General features: G+C 67.1%; 12 protein-coding genes. 3 read left to right on the forward strand and 9 right to left on the reverse strand.

Annotation, left to right across the window (positions count from 1 at the left end; translation table 11 throughout):
* Positions 1-406: 406 nt before the first annotated feature.
* The 3 genes from WS66_RS08785 to WS66_RS08795 are packed head-to-tail and all read right to left on the reverse strand — an operon-like array spanning position 407 to position 6,571.
* On the reverse strand, positions 407-2,872 hold the full coding sequence (locus tag WS66_RS08785) for a glycosyltransferase family 4 protein (RefSeq protein ID WP_059599533.1): 2,466 nt from the start codon (positions 2,870-2,872) through the stop codon (positions 407-409).
* Positions 2,869-4,335, reverse strand: a complete 1,467-nt coding sequence (locus tag WS66_RS08790; RefSeq protein ID WP_059599534.1) for a flippase — start codon at positions 4,333-4,335, stop codon at positions 2,869-2,871. The genes WS66_RS08785 and WS66_RS08790 overlap by 4 nt, the downstream gene beginning before the upstream one ends.
* A 43-nt stretch (positions 4,336-4,378) precedes the next feature.
* Positions 4,379-6,571: a hypothetical protein gene (locus WS66_RS08795; protein WP_059599535.1), complete on the reverse strand. Its 2,193-nt coding sequence runs from the start codon at positions 6,569-6,571 to the stop codon at positions 4,379-4,381.
* A gap of 492 nt (positions 6,572-7,063) precedes the next feature.
* Between WS66_RS08795 and WS66_RS08800 the strand changes: the two genes are divergently transcribed.
* Genes WS66_RS08800 through WS66_RS08810 form a run of 3 tightly spaced genes read left to right on the forward strand, consistent with a single transcriptional unit; the run spans position 7,064 to position 10,171 of the window.
* Entirely contained in the window at positions 7,064-8,128 is a 1,065-nt protein-coding gene (locus tag WS66_RS08800; RefSeq protein ID WP_059599536.1) for an acyltransferase family protein, read from the forward strand.
* A gap of 35 nt (positions 8,129-8,163) precedes the next feature.
* On the forward strand, positions 8,164-9,210 hold the full coding sequence (gmd, locus tag WS66_RS08805; protein WP_059599537.1) for a GDP-mannose 4,6-dehydratase: 1,047 nt from the start codon (positions 8,164-8,166) through the stop codon (positions 9,208-9,210).
* Complete coding sequence (locus tag WS66_RS08810; RefSeq protein WP_059599538.1) at positions 9,197-10,171, forward strand: NAD-dependent epimerase/dehydratase family protein; 975 nt, start codon at positions 9,197-9,199, stop codon at positions 10,169-10,171. The genes gmd and WS66_RS08810 overlap by 14 nt, the downstream gene beginning before the upstream one ends.
* Positions 10,172-10,267: 96 nt before the next feature.
* On the opposite strand, the gene WS66_RS08815 is transcribed toward WS66_RS08810, so the two are convergent.
* From WS66_RS08815 to accD, 6 genes are all read right to left on the reverse strand, one after another.
* Positions 10,268-11,458: an O-succinylhomoserine sulfhydrylase gene (locus WS66_RS08815; protein WP_059599564.1), complete on the reverse strand. Its 1,191-nt coding sequence runs from the start codon at positions 11,456-11,458 to the stop codon at positions 10,268-10,270.
* Positions 11,459-11,716: 258 nt separating this feature from the next.
* Positions 11,717-13,249: an amidophosphoribosyltransferase gene (gene purF / locus WS66_RS08820; RefSeq protein ID WP_059599539.1), complete on the reverse strand. Its 1,533-nt coding sequence runs from the start codon at positions 13,247-13,249 to the stop codon at positions 11,717-11,719.
* Positions 13,250-13,300: 51 nt separating this feature from the next.
* Entirely contained in the window at positions 13,301-13,795 is a 495-nt protein-coding gene (locus WS66_RS08825) for a CvpA family protein (RefSeq protein WP_059524763.1), read from the reverse strand.
* A gap of 6 nt (positions 13,796-13,801) precedes the next feature.
* Positions 13,802-14,623, reverse strand: coding sequence for an SPOR domain-containing protein (locus WS66_RS08830; protein WP_059599540.1), 822 nt, complete (start codon positions 14,621-14,623; stop codon positions 13,802-13,804).
* A 29-nt stretch (positions 14,624-14,652) separates the two neighbouring features.
* A complete protein-coding gene (gene folC, locus WS66_RS08835) occupies positions 14,653-15,963 on the reverse strand; it encodes a bifunctional tetrahydrofolate synthase/dihydrofolate synthase (protein ID WP_059599541.1) in 1,311 nt (436 codons plus the stop codon).
* A gap of 100 nt (positions 15,964-16,063) precedes the next feature.
* A complete protein-coding gene (gene accD, locus WS66_RS08840; RefSeq protein WP_044843820.1) occupies positions 16,064-16,936 on the reverse strand; it encodes an acetyl-CoA carboxylase, carboxyltransferase subunit beta in 873 nt (290 codons plus the stop codon).
* Between the last annotated feature and the right edge of the window lie 14 nt (positions 16,937-16,950).

The following is a 16,950-nucleotide window of genomic DNA, read 5'->3' on the forward strand; positions in this document are numbered from 1 at the left end:
CGGCGCGCCCTGCCCCCGCGCGGCCTCGAGTCGTGCGGGGGCGTTTTCATGGGCGTGACGCGCGCGGGGGATGCATTTGCGCGTCGGGTGCGGCTGGTATGAGGCACCGAAGTGCACATGCGGCGTCACACGCCGCCCGGGCGGCTGCACTACCCGTCGCATCGCCCGCCCCCTCGCCGGCCTCACCGCATGGCCTCACGGCGTTCCGTGAAGCAATGCCGATCCAGACGGCGAGGGTTCCCCCAAGGCCCCGTGCGCGAACGCATCACCAGCTCGCCTCCGGCAACCCGCGCCTGACGCGTATCAGGCTCCCGCCCGCCCAAAAAGCGGAACCCTCATGCAGCACACCGCCGCATGAGGGCCCGTTTCCCGGCGCATGGCGTCGATTCGCGCCGCCGCACCGCACCTACCGCTTCTTCGCCTTCGCGGCCTTCGCCGTATCCGCGAGGACCTTCTCGACCCGCTCCACATAGGTCTCGGTGCCGAACCGGCGCACCGCGGTCGCCCGCCCGCTCGCGACGAGCCGCTCGCGCAGCGCGGCGTCGTGCCGCAGCCTGCCCAGCGCATCGGCCAGCGCGGCCGCATTGCCCGGCTCGCACAGCAGCCCGTTTTCGCCGTCCTCGATGATCTCGACGACTCCGCCCGCGTGGGCCGCAACCACCGGCCGCCGTGCGAGCATGCCCTCGACGATCACGCGCCCGAACGGCTCCGGCGTGATCGACGTATGCGCGACCACGTCGACCGCCTTCATGCACGCGGCCACGTCGCGCTGGAAGCCGAGGAAGTGCACGCGATCGTCCATCCCGTGACGCGCGACGATCTCGTGCAGCTGCGCCGCATATTCGTCCTCGCCGAACAGCGGTGCGCCGACCAGCACCACGTGCATCTCGGGATGACGAGCCGCGGCCTCCAGCAGCAGGTGCTGCCCCTTCCAGTGAGCGAGGCGGCTGAACGAGCCGACCAGCCATGCGTGCTCCGGCAAGCCGAAGCGCGCGCGCAGCGCGGCCTGGCTGGTCGTGTCCAGCGCGTCGAACGGTTCGGCCGAAATGCCGTTGAACACGACGTCGACGTGCTGCGGCGTGAAGCCCGTCAGCGCACGGAATGCCTGCGCGGACGCGTCGGAGTTCGCGATCACGCGCGTGACGCCGAACCGCGCGCAGTACTTGATCGCCATCAGCTGCTTGCTGCCGAAATGGTCGCCGCTGACGATGTCGCGCAGGTGCCAGACCACCGGCTTGCGCGCGAGCCGCCCGGCCAGCGCCGCGACCACCATCGCGCGCTGCGTGTTCGCGTAGATCACCTCGGCCCGGCGTGCGCGCCGTGCGACGTCCCGCACGAGCGCGAAAAGCTGCTTCAACGCGCCGGCCGACACGCCGCCCTGCTTGCGTACCCCGGCGAGCGCGCCCTGGTCGAGCACGTCGACGCGCGCGCCGATCTCGTCGAGCGCCGCGCGGAACGGGCCGTCGTCGAACAGCACCACGTCGGCGTTCGCGCGCATGTGCTTCATGATCTCCAGCAGCGACAGCTCCGCGCCGCCGAGCACACCGCTCTGGTCCAGCACGAGCGTCGCCGGGCCGCGCGCGGGCGGCATCGGCGCGACGGCCGTGCCGCGCTGCGCGGTCGAGCCTGGCAGCGCCGCCTCCACGTAGTCGAGAAAGCGCCGCCGGAACGTGTCGGCGGAGAAGCGCTCCGCATTCGCGCGGCACGCGTGCGGCGTGAAGCGCTGCGGCGCGCGTTCGAAATCGTCGACCGCCGCGACGATCGCGTGCGGCGTCTGTTCGTCGAAGAACAGCCCGGTCGGATTCGCGTGCGAGCACGGTTCGAGCACCGTCTCGAGCGCACCGCCCTTGCCGTATGCGATCACGGGGGTGCCGCATGCCTGCGCCTCGACCACCGAGATCCCGAAATCTTCCTCGGCCGCGAACACGAACGCCTTCGCGCGCCGCATCCGGTCGTGCAGCACCGCGAACGGCTGATAGCCCATGATCTCGACGTTCGGGCCGGCCTTCGCGCGGATCTTCTGCATCTCGGGGCCGTCGCCGATCACCACGAGCTTGCGCTCCGGCGTGCGCGAGAACGCTTCGACGATCAGGTCGATCTTCTTGTACGGCACCATCCGCGACGCGGTCAGGTAGAAATCGTCCTTCGCCTCGTTCAGCGAGAAGCCGTCGACGTCGACCGGCGGGAAGATCACCGCCGCGTCGCGGTGATACACCTTGCGGATGCGCCGCGCGATGAACGCGGAGTTCGCGACGAAGCCGTCCACCGCATTCGCGGTGCGCGTGTCCCAGTTGCGGATGTAATGCAGGATCATCCGCGCGAGCAGCGACTTCGGCCCGTGCGTGAGGTTCGACTGTTCCAGATACTGGTGCTGCAGGTCCCACGCGTAGCGGATCGGCGAATGCACGTAGCTGATGTGCATCTGGTCCGGCCCGGTCAGCACGCCTTTCGCGACCGCATGGCTGCTGGAGATCACGAGATCGTAGTCCGACACGTCGAGCTGCTCGATCGCGAGCGGCATGAGCGGCAGGTAGCTGCGGTACTTGGTGCGCGCGAACGGCAGTTTCTGGATGAACGAGGTCGTCACCCGCTTGCCGCGCACGAATGCGCGATCGTCGAGAAAATCGACGAGGCTGAACAGGTCCGCGTCGGGAAAGCACGCGACGATCTGTTCGAGCACGCGCTCGGCGCCGGCGTACGTGACGAGCCAGTCGTGGACGATCGCCACGCGCAGCGGGCGCGACGCATCGCGTGCGCCCGCCGGTGCGGCCGGTTCGGCCCGGCGCAGCGCGGCGGTGTCGCCGGCTTCGGCCACGGCGGCACCGGCCGTGGCGAGGTTCAGGATGGCGTGTTCCGCCAGATCGCGATTCATACGGTTTTCCTCGCATTGAGACGGACGAACAGGTCGCGCACCAGCGCGCGCAGGGCCGGCGTCATCGTGAACGACCACGCAAGGTTCAGCACCAGCACGACCGCGCAGAGGCCGATCGACTCACCGAGCCCCGACCACGCTTGCGCGAGAAACAGGCTCGCGAGCAGGAAGGCGAGATGCGCGAGCATGTCGAGCACGATCGCGCGCATCCGGATCGCCGACAGGTAAAGCAGCACACCGTAATCGACCAGCGCGCGGGTCGCGACGACCACCGCCGCGCCGATCAGCCCGAAGTGATGAATGCCGAACCACAGGCCGCCGACGAAGAACGGCATCTCGACGAGCCCGGCGAACGCCGCCCGTGCCGGATTGACCTGCGACTGGATCAGGATCCGCGTGACGCTCGCCTGGCCGACGAGCCATACGCTGATCACCAGCACGCGCCCGACGGGCGCCGAATGCGCGGCGAGATCGGCGCCGACCCACAACGTGAGGAACGGCGCGAGCGCGAAGATCGCGATGATGCCGACCGGCGTGAACACGCCATTCAGGAATTCGAGCGACTGGCGCGCGAGCGCGTCGGCATGCTCGCGGCCGACCGCCGACAGGCGCGGAAACAGCGTGCGCACCAGCGCGTTCGGCAGCATGTTCAGCCGCGTGACGAGGTTCTGCGGGACCGTGTAATAGGTGACGAACTTCGCGCCCATGCCGGCGCCGAGCATCACGCGATCGAGCGTGTCGGCGATCATGCTCGTCGTGCTCGCGATCAGCATCCAGCCGCCGAAGTTGAACAGCCCTTTCGCGGTGCCCCACTGCGGCGGATCGATGCGCCGGATCCCGAGCACCTTGATGCTTGCGTGACCGAGCATCACCGCCGCGATCAGCCGCGCGACGACGGCCGCGGCCAGCACCGTCTGCAGGTTCGGCGCGATCCACCATGCGGCGCCGAGCGGCAGCAACTGGAACAGGAACGTGCCGATCGTCTGGTTCGTGTTGAACACGCCGAACCGTTCGGCCCCGTTGATCGCGCCGGCGAACACCCACGACACGTTCGCGAGCGGAATCGCGAGCGCGAGCCACGGCAACGCGAGATACACCTCGTGCTGCATCGCCGCCGACACCTTCGTGAAATACGCGGTGTAGACGAACGCGCCGAAATAGATCAGCAGGCCGCCAACGATACCGGTGCCCAGGTTCAGCCAGAACGCGCTCCAGAAGACCCGCGCGCTTTCGTCCGCGTTGCCGCTCGCGAGCGCCTTCGAGATGTGGTTCTGCGCGGCCATGCTCATCCCGAGATCGAGGATCCCGAAATAACCGATCAGCGTCCACACGAGGCTGACGACGCCGTAGCGTTCGACGCCCAGTGCGTGGATATACGCGGGCACCGTCACCAGCGACACGAAGGTCGGCAGGATCAGCCCGATGAAGTTGATCGAAACGTTCTTGAGTATGCCTTTGTCCATGCTTCTGCCTTGTGTGACGCCAACGACGACGGCGCGCCGCCCGTCACGGTTTCCAGCGATACATCAGCACCTTGCCGCGCGCGTCTTCCTCGACGAACACCAGGTATTCGCCGTTCTCGCGCCGGAACGCGCTAATGCCGAACGGCACGTCGACCCAGCCTGACGCCTTGCCGACCTCCGCGCCCGGGCTCATCACGCCGACTTCCTTGCCGGTTTCCTTGTCGTACACGTGGATCTTGCCGACAGGCTCCACCGTGAAGATGTAGCGGCCCTCGACCGTGATGCCGATCAGGTCGAGGATCGGCTTCGCGTCGAGCTGCCACGGCAGCGCGACCGTGTAGCGCACCACCGGCGAGCCGGTCGACCACTTGTCGAAGCGCACCAGCACGCGGCCGACTTCCTTGTTGATGCCCGGCTGCGGCGGCGCGTCGGCCGTGTAGCCCGTCACGTACAGCGTGTCCGTCTGCGGCTCGTAGATCGCGCGGCGCAGCTGCGTGAACGGCTGCGGCATCGGATAGGTCGTGACCTTGTCGTACGAGTAGATCGGGTTGCCGGCCTTGTCGATACCGCCGTAACGGAAGCGGTGTATGCCGCGCACGTCGCTCGTGCGCCAGATGTCGCCCTTCGTGTCGACCCACCAGCCCCAGCCGCCCGCCTTCGCCTTGCCCGTCGTGTTGGTCGTGAACTCGTCCTCGTCGAGCCGGCCGTTGCCGTTCGCGTCGCGCCAGATCCAGTCGCCACCCGGCGGCTTGTTCGGCACCTTGTCGACCGGCCGCGCGCGGCCCGCGATCAGGCCCGACGGAATCGCCACCTCGCCGTCGCGCTTCGCATCGAAGCGGTAGATCTTCAGGTGATCGGCGTACATGTCGGTCAGGTACAGGAACGTGCGGCCGTCGACGCGCCGCGCCATCGGCATGCCCGGATACTGGTCCGTGTGGAACACGGGGTCGTCCGGATACTTGAAGCGGTTCGACAGGAATCCGACATATTTCCAGTCCTGGCCCGGCGGCTTCGACAGGTCGAGCTCGAAGCGCTTGTTGCCCGTATACATGCTGTTCGGCCGCGCGGGGTCGAGCCACGCGCCGTCGACGAACAGCAGCCCCTGCACCTGCCAGCGGAGCTTGCCGTCCGGCGTGTAGCTTTCCAGCACCGCGCCCAGCCCAGCCCCGATCGTGTCGTGGCGCGGCCCGATCCCGTTCATCGACACATAGATGTTGCCGGCGCGATCGACGCCCACGCCCGTCAGCCCGTTGAAGCGCTGCGGCCCCGGACGGCCAGGCACCGGGCCCGCGAAGATTCCGCCGCGCTCGCCGAGCGTGCCCGACGGCGCATAGCCCTTGCCGCCTTTCGAGAAAATCAGGATCTGCTGGCGCGGCCCGTTGTCCGCGACGAGCACGCGCCCTTTCGCGTCGACCGCCACGTCCACCGCATCGGTACCTTCCGGCAGCGGCGGCGCGTCGTCGAGCTTGCGGCCGTCCGCGCGCACGTGCACGAGATGCGCGGGCCCGCCGATCGTATCGGTGAGCAGCCACAGCGTGCCGTCGCCGGCGAGCGCGATGCGGCCCGGCTCGTGCGCACTCCACGCGCCTTTCTTCTGCATCGTCTCGGCGTCGTACACGTCCACCGCGTCGTGCGACGGATTCGTCGCGAACAGCGTCTTGTCGTCGGCCGCGAGGCCACCGACTTCCGCCTTCGCCTCGCCCACTTCCGACCGGGCCGGGGCCGGCACCTCGTTGACCATCATGAAGCTGGCGGCCATCCGCGCGCGACCGGCATCGGCACGCCCGCCATGCGCAACCTGCGGCGCCGCGCGGAACGGCGCCGGCTGCTTCATGTCGCCGATCGTGCGGCGCGAAATGCCGAACCACTGCTTGCCCTTGTCCGGCCAGATGCCGGGCGACTGCAGATGGCCGCGCTCGTTGCCCACGCCGATCGCGACGTACGCATACTTGCCGTTCACCGCGACCGCGTTGCCGCCGAGGTTCCCCCAGCCGTGCGTGCCGCCGGCGAAGCCGAGCATCTTCCCGTCCTGGTAGACGCTCGCCTCGGCGCCGCTCTCGTCCCACGGCGCGTTCGTATACACCTTGCCGTCGGGTGTCACCGCGATCGCGCGAATGTCGATCTGCGTCCAGCTGCCGTCGCCATAGCCGAACGTGTTGCCGATCCACGACGTAGTCGCGGGCAACACGGTTTCAGCCGAAGCGGCGCTCGCGGACAGCGCCGAGCATACCGTCATGCCAACCAGAATCAGACGTCGCAATGCGCTCTCCAGACTCGATACGGAAGCGACTGGCGCCGCGGCATGCTGCCCGGCCTGATGCCCTGTCGCTAAATAGGTTTCAAACGTCGCGATGCAGGTTACAAGCAAAAATAATCACAAGAAATTTGGAAATATTTGGGGATGTTTCGAGCTGAAATATCGAGCCGGAACAACGAGAAATTGGCCTGACAAAGCGGAAATATCGACCGCCTTTCGCGCGGCGATCCGTAGAAAATGCCGCTCCGGCCCGCGCGCCGGGGCGCGTAGCCTGCAAACCTTTCATGTCGCGATTGAAACAACCGGCATTCGAATGTTTTCAGCCGGATAAATGACATGCGTTTTTTTGCCGATTTCTTTTCCCTAGAATCGATTTCGATTCAATATTTCATTTAAACGCATGCATTACGTTCACGCATCGGATGCGCGGCGCGCCGCGGCATCGGCCGCGCGTCGCGAAGGAGCGGCGCGATGACGGGCATCTCGCGCACCACCGACCTCGCCCCGCCGCAACACGGCCGCATCGTGCAGCTCGACGGGCTGCGCGCGATCGCCGTCGGCGCCGTGTTCCTCCAGCACGCGCTGAAGGCGCCGCTATGGATGGGCGTCGACCTGTTCTTCGTGCTGAGCGGCCTGCTGATCACCGGCATCCTGCTCGATCGCAAGGCGCGCGGACAGTCGTACTTCAGCCACTTCTACGCGCGCCGCGTGCGCCGGATCCTGCCGCCGTACGTGCTGCTGCTGATCGTGTCGACGCTGCTGTTCGGCGCGAGCTGGCTGCCGCACTGGCCGTGGTTCGCGTTCTTCTCGACCAACATCGGACTGTCGCTCGGCAGCATCGGCCACGACAGCCTGAACGTGCTGTGGTCGCTCGCCGTCGAGGAGCAGTTCTACATCTTCTGGCCGTTCGTCGTGCTGTGGTGTTCGGAGCGAGCGCTGCTGTGGATCGCCGCCGCGCTGATCGTCGCGGCGCCCGTGCTGCGCGCGATCGCGACGCCGTGGTTCGATTCGTTCTGGCCGATTTACTACCTGACGCCGTTCCGCATGGACCTGCTCGCCGCGGGTGCGCTGCTCGCGATCGTGCTGCGCCGCGACCGGCGCGCGCTGGAGCCGTTCTATCCGCTCGCGATCGTCGGCGCGCTCGTGTCGCTCGCGATCCTCGGCTGGCTGCACCTGTCGTTCCCGCGTTTCCGCGCGGCGAACACGCCGCTGTCGAACGCCGCGCTCTACAGCATCTCGCTGCTGCTGTGCACGTCGATCGTCGTGATCGCGCTGCGCGGACGCGGCCTCGTGCAGCGCGTGCTGACGAACCCGCTGCTCGTGTACGTCGGCACCGTCAGCTACACCGTCTACCTGATTCACCTGAGCGTGCTGTACGCGCTGTGGCCGTTGCACCTGAACCGCTTCGTCACGGCCGCGCTCGCCCTCGCCATCACGCTCGCGTACGCCACCGTGAGCTGGTACGGCTTTGAGCGGCGCCTGACGCGCGGCCCCGCACGCGCCACGGTGCCCGCCACCGTGCGCACGACAGCCTGACTTTCTCAATCCATCGATTCGACCAGGACATTGCCATGAGCCAAACTCGCAAGAAGGCCATCATCACGGGGATCACCGGGCAGGACGGCGCCTACCTGACCAAGCTGCTGCTCGACAAGGGCTACGAAGTCACGGGCACCTACCGCCGCACCAGCTCGGTGAACTTCTGGCGTATCGCCGAGCTCGGCGTCGATACGCACCCGAACCTGTCGCTCGTCGAGCACGACCTGACGGATGCCGGCTCGAGCCTGCGGCTGCTCGAACGCACGCAGCCCGACGAGCTGTACAACCTGGCCGCGCAGAGCTTCGTCGGCGTGTCGTTCGATCAGCCGGCGACGACCGCCGAAGTCACCGGCATCGGCCCGCTGAACCTGCTCGAGGCGATCCGCGTGGTCAGCCCGAAGACGCGCTTCTACCAGGCATCGACGTCCGAGATGTTCGGCAAGGTGCAGGCCATTCCGCAAACGGAGACGACCGCGTTCTACCCGCGCAGCCCGTACGGCGTCGCGAAGCTGTACGCGCACTGGATGACCGTGAACTACCGCGAGTCCTACGACCTGTTCGGCTGCAGCGGCATCCTGTTCAACCACGAATCGCCGCTGCGCGGCCGCGAGTTCGTCACGCGCAAGATCACCGACACCGTCGCGAAGATCAAGCTCGGCAAGGCGACCAAACTCGAGCTCGGCAACCTCGACGCCAAGCGCGACTGGGGCTTCGCGCTCGAATACGTCGAAGGGATGTGGCGAATGCTGCAGGTCGACGAGCCCGACACCTACGTGCTCGCGACCAACCGCACCGAGACCGTCCGCGACTTCGTGCAGATGGCGTTCGCGGCGGCCGGCTACCAGATCGAATGGACCGGCAAGGGCGAACAGGAACGCGGCCTCGACGCGTCGAACGGCGACGTGCTCGTCGAAGTGAATCCGAAGTTCTACCGCCCTGCCGAAGTCGACCTGCTGATCGGCTGCGCGGACAAGGCCAAATCCAAGCTCGGCTGGGCGCCGGAAACGACGCTCGAGCAGCTTTGCCAGATGATGGTGGAAGCGGACCTGACGCGGAATCGTCACCATGACACGTACTGATGCCGGACGCTCGTCGCGCCGCGCATTCGTCACGGGCCTGACCGGCTTCACCGGCCGCTACATGGCGCAGCAGCTCGAGGCGGCCGGCTACGACGTGTGGGGCACCGTTGCGCCCGGCGCGGCGCGGCCGGACGATCCGGCGTTCGCGAACTGCACGCTGCTGCCGGTCGACCTGCTCGACGCGCAGGCGATGCGCGCGGCGGCCACCGATGCGCGACCCGATGCGGTCGTGCATCTGGCTGCGCGCGCACACGTCGCGCAGGACGAGCCGTCGCAGACTTACGCGGTCAACATCGTCGGCACGCGCAACCTGCTGGCCGCACTCGCGGGTCTCGATCGCCGCCCGTCGGCGGTGCTGCTCGCCAGCAGCGCGAACATCTATGGCAATTCGACGGCCGGCGTGCTCGACGAAACCGTCTCACCCGCCCCCGCGAACGACTATGCGGTCAGCAAGCTCGCGATGGAATACGCGGCGAAGCTGTGGGCCGACCGCCTGCCAATCGTGATCGCGCGGCCGTTCAACTACACCGGCGTCGGCCAGGACGAGGCGTATCTGCTGCCGAAACTCGTGTCGCACTATGCGCGCAATGCGCCGCGCATCTCGCTCGGCAATCTCGACGTGAGCCGCGATTTCTCCGACGTGCGCGACGTGACGACCGCCTATCTGAAGCTGCTCGAAACCGCGCCGGCCGGCGAGACGTTCAACGTCTGCTCGGAGCGCGCGTATTCGCTGAAGGAAGTGCTGGCGATGCTGTCGCGGATCGCCGGCTACGTGATCGACGTGACGATCGATCCACGTTTCGTCCGACACAACGAAGTGAAGCGCCTGAGCGGGTCGCGCGACAAGCTGCGGCGCGCGGTGGGCGAGCTTCCGGTGACGCCGCTCGACGACACGCTGCGCTGGATGATGGAAGCGATGCGTGACGAGCATCGGCCCGCGCAGGCCGGGCACGCCGGCTGATTGCGTCAACGCGCGCGGCGCCGGCCAAAAAACACGGGCCGCTCGATCAGATCGAGCGGCCCGTCGTCATGTCGGCCCTGTAACCTGCCGCCGCGCTCAGCCCGCGAGACCGCGCGCGAGATCGTTGCGCAGGTCGCCCGCGTTTTCCAGGCCGACCGCGAGGCGGATCAGCCCTTCGGTGATCCCCGCGGCCGCACGCGCTTCCGGCGTGATGCGGGCATGCGTCGTCGTCGCTGGATGCGTGATCGTCGTGCGCGTGTCACCGAGGTTGCCGGTGATCGAGATCAGCTTCGTGCTGTCGATCACGCGCCACGCATTCGCGCGCTGCTGCTCCGGCGTGTCGCCCTTCAGCTCGAACGACACGATCGCGCCGCCCGCCTTCTGCTGGCGCTTCGCGAGTTCGTGCTGCGGATGCGATTCGAGCCCGGGATAAAACACGCGCGCGACGGCCGGATGCGAATCGAGCCAGCGCGCGATTTCCAGCGCGTTCGCCGACTGCTTCTCGACGCGCAGCGACAGCGTCTCCATCCCCTTCAGCAGCACCCACGCGTTGAACGCCGACAGCGTCGGCCCCGCGCTGCGCACGAACGGGAACACCTTGCCCATGATGAATTCCTTCGAGCCGACCAGCGCGCCGCCGAGCACGCGGCCCTGCCCGTCGAGGAACTTCGTCGCCGAGTGCATCACGACGTCCGCGCCGAGTTTCAGCGGCTGCTGCAGCACCGGGCTGCAGAAACAGTTGTCGACGACGAACAGCGCGTTCGCGGCCTTCGCGATCTTGCCGATCGCCTCGATATCGGCGAGTTCGGTCAACGGGTTCGACGGCGTTTCGAGGAAGAACATCTTCGTCTCGGGCCGTACCGCTTCCTGCCATGCGTTCAGGTCGGTCGGATCGACGAAGGTCGTCGCGATGCCGAACTTGCTGAAGATCTGCGAGAACATCCCGAGCGTCGAGCCGAACAGGCTGCGCGAGCTGACGAGGTGATCGCCCGCCTGCAGGGCGGACATCACGACCGACATGATCGCGGCCATGCCCGACGCCGTCGCGATGCAGGCCTCGCCGCCTTCGAGCGCGGCGAGACGATCCTGGAACATGGTGACGGTCGGGTTCGTGAAGCGCGAATAGGTGAAATAGTCTTCCGAATTCGCGAAGCGCTCGGCCGCCTCGGCCGCGCTCGTGAAGCAGAAGCTCGACGTGAGGAACAGCGCTTCCGAATGCTCGTTGAAGTTGCTGCGCAACGTGCCCGCGCGCACGGCGAGCGTGTCGAAGTTGAGGGAGTCGTCCATGTTCCGTTTTCCGTATTCGAGGGTCGCGTCGCAGGTCATGCTTCGGGCGCGAACCCAGCCACAAAATCAGGCCAAAACAAAAAGCCCGCTATGCGTCGGCATCAGCGGGCTTCGGTGCGGTACGACAGCGATCGACTCGGGCCGGCTGCCGCCGGCCTTCGCTTTAGCTGTTTTGGGAAGTCGCCCCGCGTCCGCAAGCTGAATCAAATCGACGCACGGCGACATCCTATCACGCTTCGTCGGAAGCGTGCGGCTGCATCACTCGACCGACAGTTGCAGGTTCATCTGCGAACGCGCGGCATCGCCGGCCGTGTCGCGATCAGCCTGCGACGCCGGTGCGAGACGCGCGCGCTCGATCGCATCGAGGTACTCGGGCGTCACGGCGCCGGTGATGTAGTTGCCGTCGAAGCACGACGCCTCGAATTGCTCGAGCTTCGGGTTGATGTCGCGCACCGCGCGGCGCAGGTCGTCGACGTCCTGGTAGATCAGGTGGTCGGCGCCGATGATCTTCGCGACTTCCTCGTCGGTGCGGCCGTGGGCAACCAGCTCGCCGCGCGTCGGCATGTCGATGCCGTACACGTTCGGGAACTTCACGGGCGGTGCCGCCGACGCGAAGATCACCGACTTCGCGCCCGCATCGCGCGCCATCTGCACGATCTCGTGCGAGGTCGTGCCGCGCACGATCGAGTCGTCGACGATCAGCACGTTCTTGTCCTTGAACTCGATGCTCATCGCATTGAGCTTCTGGCGCACCGACTTCTTGCGCACGGCCTGGCCCGGCATGATGAAGGTGCGGCCGACGTAGCGGTTCTTGAAGAAGCCTTCGCGATACTCGACGCCGAGCTTCGCGGCGACCTGCATCGCGGCCGGACGCGACGAATCGGGAATCGGCATCACGACGTCGATCGGCACGTTCGGCAGCTCGCGCTTGATCTTCTCGGCGAGGTAGTCGCCCATGCGCAGGCGCACGTTGTAGACGGGCACGCCGTCGAGGCACGAATCCGGACGCGCGAGATACACGTATTCGAACATGCACGGATTCAGCGTCGGGTTCTCCGCGCACTGCTGGCTGTGGAAATTGCCGGCCTTGTCGATGAAGATCGCTTCGCCCGGCTGCACGTCGCGCACGAATTCGAACCCGATGCCTTCGACCGCCACCGACTCCGACGCGACCATCCACTCGGTGCCGTGTTCGGTCTCGAGCTTGCCGATGCAGAGCGGGCGAATGCCGAACGGATCGCGGAACGCGAGCAGGCCGTAGCCGGCGATCAGCGACACGATCGCGTACGAGCCCTGCAGGCGGCGATGCACGCCCGCGACCGCCTTGAACACCGCGGCCGGATCGAGCTCGAGGCCCGTCGTCGACAGCTGCAGCTCGTGCGCGAACACGTTGAGCAGCACTTCGCTGTCGGAATTGGTGTTGATGTGCCGGCGGTCGATCCGGAACATCTCGTCCTTCAGCTGTTCCCAGTTCGTCAGGTTGCCGTTGTGCGCGAGGATGATCCCGAACGGCGCGTTCACGTAGAACGGCTGCGCCTCGGCTTCGCTCGACGCCGAGCCGGCCGTCGGATAGCGGACCTGGCCGATGCCGAAGGTGCCGGGCAGGCTGCGCATGTTGCGCGTGCGGAACACGTCGCGCACCATGCCGTTGGCCTTGTACATGTGGAAATTGCTGCCGTCCGCCGTCGCGATGCCCGCTGCGTCCTGACCGCGATGCTGCAGCAGCAGCAGGCTGTCATAGATCAGCTGATTGACCGGGGATTGGGAGATAACGCCTACGATGCCGCACATGGCATGTCCTTCAGAATGACAAAATCGGTTCCGTCCTGCCCGGCCGCGTCGTCACACGCGTACGTACTGGGCCATGCCGTCGGGCAGGAGCTGCTTCAGCTCATGCACGCCCTGTTCGGCGAAAGGACGCAATAGCGCATTGCGCCAGAAATCCTGTTTGGGCAATTCGGTCAGCCCGGCCGCCGCGACCAGCAGCACCACCAGCACGCAGCCGCGGACGAGCCCGAACATCATGCCCAGCGAGCGATCGACTCCGCCGAGGCCCGTCGCCTGCGCGATCCGCGACAACAGCGCGTTCGCGACACCCGCGACGAACACCACGCCAATCACGATCAGCGCGAACGCCAGCACCCACTGTGTCAGCGCGCCGCCCGGCCAGTTCGCCGGGATATATGGCACCACCAGTCCGACATAGCGGGCCGCGATCGCAATCGCCGCGATCCAGCCGATCAGCCCGAAAATCTCCGAGACGAAACCGCGCCACGCGCCACGCAGCGCGGACAACGCGATCACCGCCAATACAGCGTAGTCGAAAGCCGTCAGCATCGCACGTTACTGCGTGAGTCCGGCTTCGCGCACCTTCGCAATCGCGGCGGACGCCGCCGCGCGATCCGCGAACGGGCCGGCACGCAGCAGTGTAGCCGTGCTGCCGTCCGCCTGCTTGCGATGCTCGACATATGCGGGCACCCCCGCCGATTTCAACTTGGTGGCCCACGAACGGGCCGTCGTGTCGTCCTTGAACGAACCGAGCTGCACCGCGAAGCGCGCACCGGCCGACGATGCGTCGCCGCTGTCGGCCGCTGCATCGGCGTTCGCGACCGTCGCGGGCGCCGGCTTCGGCGCGGGTGCGGCCGTGGCCGGCTTCGCAGCGGGCTTCGGCGGCGCCACATTCGCCGTGGTCGTCGGGGCCGTGGTATCGGGCTTCGCGGCCGGCTTGGCCGCATCCTTGGCCGCCGGCGCGGGCACGGCCGCCACGGCGACATCGGATGCCGGCGGCTCGTCATGCGCGACGCCCGCCTGCACGTCGGACGCGTCGTCGTCGCGCGGCGCGACCGCCTGATGCGCGGGCCGGTTCGGGATGTCGATCGCGATGTCGTCCGTCACCGGCTTCGGGTGCGAATCGAGCACCATCGGCAGCACGATCACCGCGGCGACGACGAGCGCGATCGCGCCGACGAGACGCCGGCGGGCGCGTTGCTTTTCTGGAAGGGTCGGATCGAGGAGCAGTGCGTCCGATTCCGGACGCTCGGTGCGGCGCGTGCGTCGCTCGACGCGTTCAGTGCGCTCCGTGCGCACGTTCCGGGAGGCCCCGGTACGACCGCCGCGCCGCGGGGGCGCGTCGTCGTCTTTCTTGCCGAACGAGAAAATTCCCATGAATGGCTGAGTCCGAAACTGCCCGTCAGTCAGTGTTGCTGCGATTTCCGGTAGGCCATCACACCTGCCACCGTATGGAAACTGCCGAAAACCACGATTCTATCATTCTCGGATGCTCTTTTTAGTGCATCGCGAAACGCTTCGGCGGGCGACGCGAACCGCGTCACGCTCGAATCGGCCCCCTCCTCCACGCCGACCTTGCGCAGCGCGGCTTCGAGCTGCTCCGCGCTCGCCGCGCGCGGCAGCGGCAGGTCGGTCACGCACCAGTGGTCGACCTCGCCCTTCAGGTGCCGCAACACGCCGTCGATGTCCTTGTCGTGCATTGCACCGAATACCGCGTATGTGTACGGGAAGAAGCCCATGTTGCCGAGATTTTGCTCGAGCACGGCCGCCGCATGCGGGTTGTGCGCGACGTCCAGCACGATCGCCGGCTTGCCGGGCAGCACCTGGAAGCGGCCCGGCAGTTCGACGTTGGCGAGCCCGAGCCGGATGTCCTGCGCGGACACCGGCAGCACCGGGCGCAGCGCCTCGAGCGCGGCCAGCGCGGCCGATGCATTGATCAGCTGATTCGCACCGCGCAGCGCCGGATACGCGAGCGCCGGGTAGCGCTTCTCGCGACCGAGGTAGCTCCACTGCTGGCGCTCGGCGCCCGCCTGCGCCTCGTAGCGGAAATCGCGGCCGACGAGCCACAGGTCGGCGCCGATCGCTTCGGCGTGATCGATCAGCGTTTGCGGCGCGGCCGGATCGCCGCAGATCGCCGGCTTGCCGGCACGGAAGATCCCCGCCTTCTCGAAGGCGATCTTCTCGCGCGTGTCGCCGAGGTATTCGGTGTGATCGATGTCGATGCTCGTGACGATCGCGCAATCGGTATCGATGATGTTGACCGCATCGAGCCGGCCGCCGAGGCCGACTTCGAGGATCACCGCGTCGAGCCCGCGCGACGCGAACAGGTGCAGGATCGCGAGCGTCGTGAATTCGAAGTACGTGAGCGACACGGGCTCGGGCAGCGACGTGCGCGCTGCCTCGACGGCTTCGAAGTGCGGCAGCAGCTCGGCGTCGCTGACCTGCTGGCCGTTCACGCGCGCGCGCTCGCCGAATTCGAGCAGGTGCGGCGACGTATGGCAGCCGACCTTGTAGCCCGCGCGCACGAGGATCGTCTCGAGGAACGCGCAGGTCGAGCCCTTGCCGTTCGTGCCGCCGACGGTGATGACGGGGCACGCGAATTCGAGCTGCAGCGCCGCCTTGACCTGCCCGATGCGGGTGAGGCCCATGTCGATGCCGACCGGGTGCGCGCGTTCGAGATGCGAAAGCCACGCGTCGAGAGTGGGAAAAGTGCTCATCGGTTCAAATCTGGATCGGGACCGCCACTACGCCAAAAAACGAAGCGCGCCGCCTGACGCTGAAGCCAGGCGACGCGCAGTGTTCACAACCTCGCGCCAATCAGGCCAGCGCGTCGGCCGGTTGCCGCTGCAGCAGCGCGAGCAATTGCGCGATCTCGTCGCGCATCTTGCGGCGGTCGACGATCATGTCGATCGCGCCCGTCTTCAGCAGGAATTCCGCGCGCTGGAAGCCTTCCGGCAGTTTCTCGCGAACCGTCTGCTCGATCACGCGCGGGCCGGCGAAGCCGATCAGCGCCTTCGGCTCGGCGATCACGACGTCGCCGAGGAATGCGAAGCTCGCCGACACGCCGCCCATCGTCGGGTCGGTCAGCACCGAGATGAACGGCAGCTTGGCCTCTGCCAGCTTGGTCAGCATCGCGGTGGTCTTGGCCATCTGCATCAGCGACAGCAGGCTTTCCTGCATCCGTGCGCCGCCCGACGCCGTGAAGCAGATGAACGGCACTTGCTGCTCAAGCGCATTCTGCGCGCCGCGCGCGAAACGCTCGCCGACGACCGAGCCCATCGAGCCGCCCATGAACGAAAACTCGAAGCAGGCAGCGACGACGGGCAGCGTATGGATCGCGCCGCCCATCACGACCATCGCGTCGGTCTCGCCCGTTTCGTCCATCGCTTCCTTCAGACGATCGGGGTACTTGCGGCTGTCCTTGAACTTCAGCGAGTCGACCGGCACGATTTCCTGGCCGATTTCATAGCGGCCTTCCGGATCGAGCAGCCCGTCGAGACGCTCGCGCGCACCGATGCGCATGTGGTGATCGCACTTCGGGCACACGTGCAGGTTCGCGTCCACGTCGTTGCGGTACAGCACGGCCTCGCAGGACGGGCACTTGACCCACAGGCCTTCCGGAATGCCCTTGCGGCTTTTCGGGTCGGTCTGCTTGATCTTCGGCGGCAACAGTTTGTCGAGCCAGCTCATCGTATGGTTTCCTG

The organism is Burkholderia sp. LA-2-3-30-S1-D2, from assembly GCF_001523915.2.
GTDB lineage: Bacteria > Pseudomonadota > Gammaproteobacteria > Burkholderiales > Burkholderiaceae > Burkholderia > Burkholderia diffusa.

Excerpts from the sequence above, each read along its gene's own strand:
- accD (WP_044843820.1), bottom strand. The coding sequence starts at position 16,936 with ATGAGCTGGCTCGACAAACTGTTGCCGCCGAAGATCAAGCAGACCGAC.
- WS66_RS08810 (WP_059599538.1), top strand. The coding sequence starts at position 9,197 with ATGACACGTACTGATGCCGGACGCTCGTCGCGCCGCGCATTCGTCACG.
- WS66_RS08825 (WP_059524763.1), bottom strand. The coding sequence starts at position 13,795 with ATGCTGACGGCTTTCGACTACGCTGTATTGGCGGTGATCGCGTTGTCC.
- folC (WP_059599541.1), bottom strand. The coding sequence starts at position 15,963 with ATGAGCACTTTTCCCACTCTCGACGCGTGGCTTTCGCATCTCGAACGC.
- WS66_RS08790 (WP_059599534.1), bottom strand. The coding sequence starts at position 4,335 with ATGGACAAAGGCATACTCAAGAACGTTTCGATCAACTTCATCGGGCTG.
- purF (WP_059599539.1), bottom strand. The coding sequence starts at position 13,249 with ATGTGCGGCATCGTAGGCGTTATCTCCCAATCCCCGGTCAATCAGCTG.
- WS66_RS08785 (WP_059599533.1), bottom strand. The coding sequence starts at position 2,872 with ATGAATCGCGATCTGGCGGAACACGCCATCCTGAACCTCGCCACGGCC.
- WS66_RS08830 (WP_059599540.1), bottom strand. The coding sequence starts at position 14,623 with ATGGGAATTTTCTCGTTCGGCAAGAAAGACGACGACGCGCCCCCGCGG.
- WS66_RS08795 (WP_059599535.1), bottom strand. The coding sequence starts at position 6,571 with ATGACGGTATGCTCGGCGCTGTCCGCGAGCGCCGCTTCGGCTGAAACC.
- WS66_RS08800 (WP_059599536.1), top strand. The coding sequence starts at position 7,064 with ATGACGGGCATCTCGCGCACCACCGACCTCGCCCCGCCGCAACACGGC.
- WS66_RS08815 (WP_059599564.1), bottom strand. The coding sequence starts at position 11,458 with ATGGACGACTCCCTCAACTTCGACACGCTCGCCGTGCGCGCGGGCACG.
- gmd (WP_059599537.1), top strand. The coding sequence starts at position 8,164 with ATGAGCCAAACTCGCAAGAAGGCCATCATCACGGGGATCACCGGGCAG.